Source organism: Mesorhizobium sp. M7A.F.Ca.US.014.04.1.1, from assembly GCF_003998745.1.
Classification (GTDB): Bacteria; Pseudomonadota; Alphaproteobacteria; order Rhizobiales; family Rhizobiaceae; genus Mesorhizobium; species Mesorhizobium ciceri.
Genome location: NZ_RZRW01000567.1, coordinates 1 through 3,640 on the forward strand (window position 1 = coordinate 1; position 3,640 = coordinate 3,640).

Below are 3,640 nucleotides of genomic sequence, written 5' to 3' on the forward strand. Positions count from 1 at the left end.
GCCGCGTTGGCCGCAGCCACAGTGGCTGTGATCGCGGCCATCGTGCTGCCGGCCTGGCTGGGCAGGACGTCGCTCCTTGCCCAGCCGATCGGCCAGCGGCGCACCATCCAGTTTGCCGCCGCCGCAGCGGCACTGGCCTGCGCGACCATCATTCTGGCTCTCGGACGTCTGCCGGATACGCCGCTGCTGGACTTCCCTGCCCTGCAAGGCCTCAATCTGAGAGGCGGCCTGCGTATCCCTCCGGAGTTCGCCACCCTCGCCATCGCCATCGCCATCTATGGCGGCTCCTACATTGCGGAGATCGTGCGCGGAGGCTTCAAATCTGTCGGCACCGGCCAGGTCGAGGCAGCCCTTTCCTTGGGCCTTAGTCCCTGGCGGGTCTTCACGCTGGTGCGGCTGCCGCTGGCGCTGCGTGCCATGCTGCCGATCCTTGCCAATCAGTATGTCTGGCTGATGAAGGCGACGACGATGGGCATCGCCGTGGGCTTCACCGACTTCTTCATGATTGTGGCGCTGACGATCAACCATTCCGGGCAAACCCTCGAAGCGATCGGCATCCTGATGGCAGGCTTCCTCGCCATCAACCTCAGCCTTGCCGCCGTCTTCAACCGCATCAACAAGGCAATTGCCCTCAAGGGCAATCAACTGAGGGGCTGAGAGATGGAGATGGTCATTGTCGCTCCACCCGCTCCCGGCAGGCTTGAGGATCTGAGGCGACGCTTCTTCGCGACGCCGCTTCAGGCGGTGGTGTCGCTGGCCTGTCTGACGATCATGGTCTTCCTGGTCTGGAAGCTGCTGAATTGGGCGGTTTTCTCGGCTGTCTTCACCACCAGCGGCGGGCCGGAAGCCTGCCAGGCGACAGCGGGAGCCTGCTGGTCGGTCATCGCAGCGAGATGGCGGATCATCTTCTTCGGCCTCTATCCCTACGAGGAACAATGGCGCTCGGCGCTGGCCTGCGTCGCCGTTGTGGTGATGACGGTGCTGAGCTGTATCCCGGCGTTCTGGACGGGCCGCCGGATCGCGCTGGTATGGGGAGCCGGAACAGGCCTTTTCTACCTATTGATGAAAGGCGGCGTGCTTGGCCTTGCCCATGTCGGCGAGGAAGCCTGGGGCGGGCTGGCGCTGACCCTGTTCATCTTCGTTACCACCTGCCTGATCGGTTTCCCCTTGGCGATCTGCCTGGCCTTGCTACGCCGGTCGGAGCTGCCCTGGATTTCGCGGACCACCGGCCTCATCATCGACGGGGTCCGGTCGCTTCCGCTGATATCGATCCTCTTCACCTTTGCAGTGGTTCTGCCGTTCGCGCTGCCGCAATGGCTGCAGGGCGATAAGCTTTACCGCGTGATCCTCGGCTCCGCTCTGTTCTTCTCCGCCTATCAGGCTGAGATCGTGAGAGGCGGCATGCAGGGCGTTGCGACAGGACAGGAGGAGGCTGCCATGGCGCTCGGCATGCGCTACTGGCAACGCATCAGCCGCATCCTCCTGCCTCAGGCAATGCGCAACGCGATGCCGGCCACGATCAACCAGTTCGTCATCTCGTTCAAGGAGACCTCGCTGGTGGTCATCGTCGGTTTCTTCGAGATCCTGGCTTCCGGCAATGCCGCCTATGGCACCGGCGAATGGCGCTTCGCCTATGTCGAAGTCTATGCCTTCATCGCCTTCATCTACTTCATCTTCGTCTTCAGCCTATCCCGCTATGGCGCCTTTCTCGAGCGCCGCATGTCGGTCAGCGAACGGTAAGGAGGCGTGCAGGTGATCTCAACCAATTCGACCGGTGAGCCGGCGCTCCGCATCGAAAACCTCGACAAATACTACGGCACGTTCCAAGCACTGCGCGGGATAAACCTTTCCGTACAACGGGGCGAAAAAATCGTCGTCTGCGGACCCTCCGGCTCCGGCAAATCGACGATGATCCGCTGCATCAACCGCCTCGAACAGCACAATGGCGGCCGCATCGCGGTGCTCGGGACCGAGCTCAACGACGATGTCGGCAATATCGACGAGATCAGGCGTGAAGTCGGCATGGTGTTCCAGCACTTCAACCTGTTCCCGCACATGACGGTGCTGGAGAACTGCATGATCTCCCCGATGATCGTGCGCAAGCAGCCGCGGGCGCAAGCCGAGGCAACCGCCCGCCACTACCTGGAGAAGGTGCGCATTCCCGAGCAGGCCATGAAATATCCCAGCCAATTGTCCGGCGGTCAGCAGCAGCGCGTCGCCATTGCACGCGCACTTTGCATGCAGCCGCAGATCATGCTGTTCGACGAACCGACCTCGGCGCTCGATCCGGAAATGGTTTCCGAAGTGCTTGACGTCATGGTCACGCTTGCCTCGGAAGGCATGACGATGATCTGCGTGACGCATGAGATGGGCTTTGCGCGTCGCGTGGCGGACCGGGTGCTTTTCATGGACGGCGGCGAGATCCTCGAAGAAGCGCCTCCGGACGAGTTCTTCACCTCTTCCCGCAACGAGCGCACTCGACAATTCCTGTCGCAGGTGCTGGGTCATTGATTGGAAGCAACGATCCGGGACGTGTCGCACGGCACGCCCTCAGCTAACTCGGGTAAATCAATGACCGATCCCGCCACCGCGCTGCACGAGATTCTCGGGCCGAAAGGCTGGCTTTCGGGCCGGGATGCCGAGCCCTACCAGCGCGATTGGCTCAATCGCTACGGCGTCGCACCTCTTGGCGTTGCCAGGCCCGCGAATACGTCGCAGGTTGCCAGTGTCGTCAAACTATGTCGCGAGGCCGGACTGGCAGTCGTGCCGCAAGGCGGAAACACCGGGCTTTGCGGCGCCGCCGTCGCCGAGCAGCCGAATGCGGTGATCGTCTCGCTGTCACGCATGACGGCGATCGGGAAGCCGTATCTGGACAGCGGATCGATCGTCGTCGAGGCGGGTGTCGTGCTGGCCACGCTGCACGAGGCGCTGGAGCCGCATGGGCTGATGTTTCCAATGCATCTGGGCGCAGAAGGCAGCGCCAGGATCGGCGGCCTGATCGGCACCAATGCCGGCGGCAGCCAGGCTTTCCGATACGGCATGATGCAGGATCTCGTCCTGGGTCTCGAAGTCGTGACGCCTGATGGCGGGATTTGGGACGGACTGCGCGCGGTGCAGAAGGACAATGCCGGCTATCAACTGCGCAAGCTGTTCTGTGGCGCTGAGGGCACGCTCGGCATCGTCACGCGCGCGATCCTGCGGCTCTACCCCAAGCCTCGGCAGCAAGCGAGCGCCCTTCTGGTCCTGCCCGACTTTGCCGCCGCCGTTTCGTTCGGCGCCTTCCTGCGCGGCGAGGCCGGGGAATTCCTGACTGGCCTCGAGTTCTTCTCCGATGTGGGCCTGCGATTGGCGCTCAAGCACGTGCCCGACCTTGCCTACCAACTGGAGACACGGGGCGACGTCTATCTGCTGGTCGAACTGGCATCGGGGTCGTCACGCGTTCCCCTGGACGAGATCCTGGCTTCGGCTCTGGAATGGGGCATGGAACAGAGCCTGGTTAGCGACGGCGCGCTGGCGGCGACAGGTGCGCATCGCGCACAATTCTGGCGGCTGCGCGAGGAGCAACCGGAGGGACAAAGGCTGGAAGGCGAGCAACTCAAGCACGACATCTCCGTACCTCCAGGAGCAATCGCCCGTTTCG

4 protein-coding genes are annotated in these 3,640 nt (G+C 63.0%); all 4 read left to right on the forward strand.

Annotated elements, in window-relative coordinates; all coding sequences use genetic code 11:
- Positions 1 to 657 (forward strand): ABC transporter permease subunit (locus EOA22_RS27620; RefSeq protein ID WP_127390361.1); only part of this gene is annotated, 657 nt, incomplete at its 5' end.
- Positions 658 to 660: 3 nt separating this feature from the next.
- On the forward strand, positions 661 to 1,740 hold the full coding sequence (locus tag EOA22_RS27625) for an amino acid ABC transporter permease (protein ID WP_063168725.1): 1,080 nt from the start codon (positions 661 to 663) through the stop codon (positions 1,738 to 1,740).
- A gap of 12 nt (positions 1,741 to 1,752) precedes the next feature.
- Positions 1,753 to 2,511: an amino acid ABC transporter ATP-binding protein gene (locus tag EOA22_RS27630; protein ID WP_027161621.1), complete on the forward strand. Its 759-nt coding sequence runs from the start codon at positions 1,753 to 1,755 to the stop codon at positions 2,509 to 2,511.
- A gap of 60 nt (positions 2,512 to 2,571) precedes the next feature.
- A partial coding sequence (locus tag EOA22_RS27635) for an FAD-binding oxidoreductase (RefSeq protein ID WP_164755891.1) occupies positions 2,572 to 3,640 on the forward strand: 1,069 nt, incomplete at its 3' end.

Bases quoted from the DNA above. Each gene is read 5' to 3' on its own strand.
- EOA22_RS27625 (WP_063168725.1), top strand. From the start codon at position 661: ATGGAGATGGTCATTGTCGCTCCACCCGCTCCCGGCAGGCTTGAGGAT.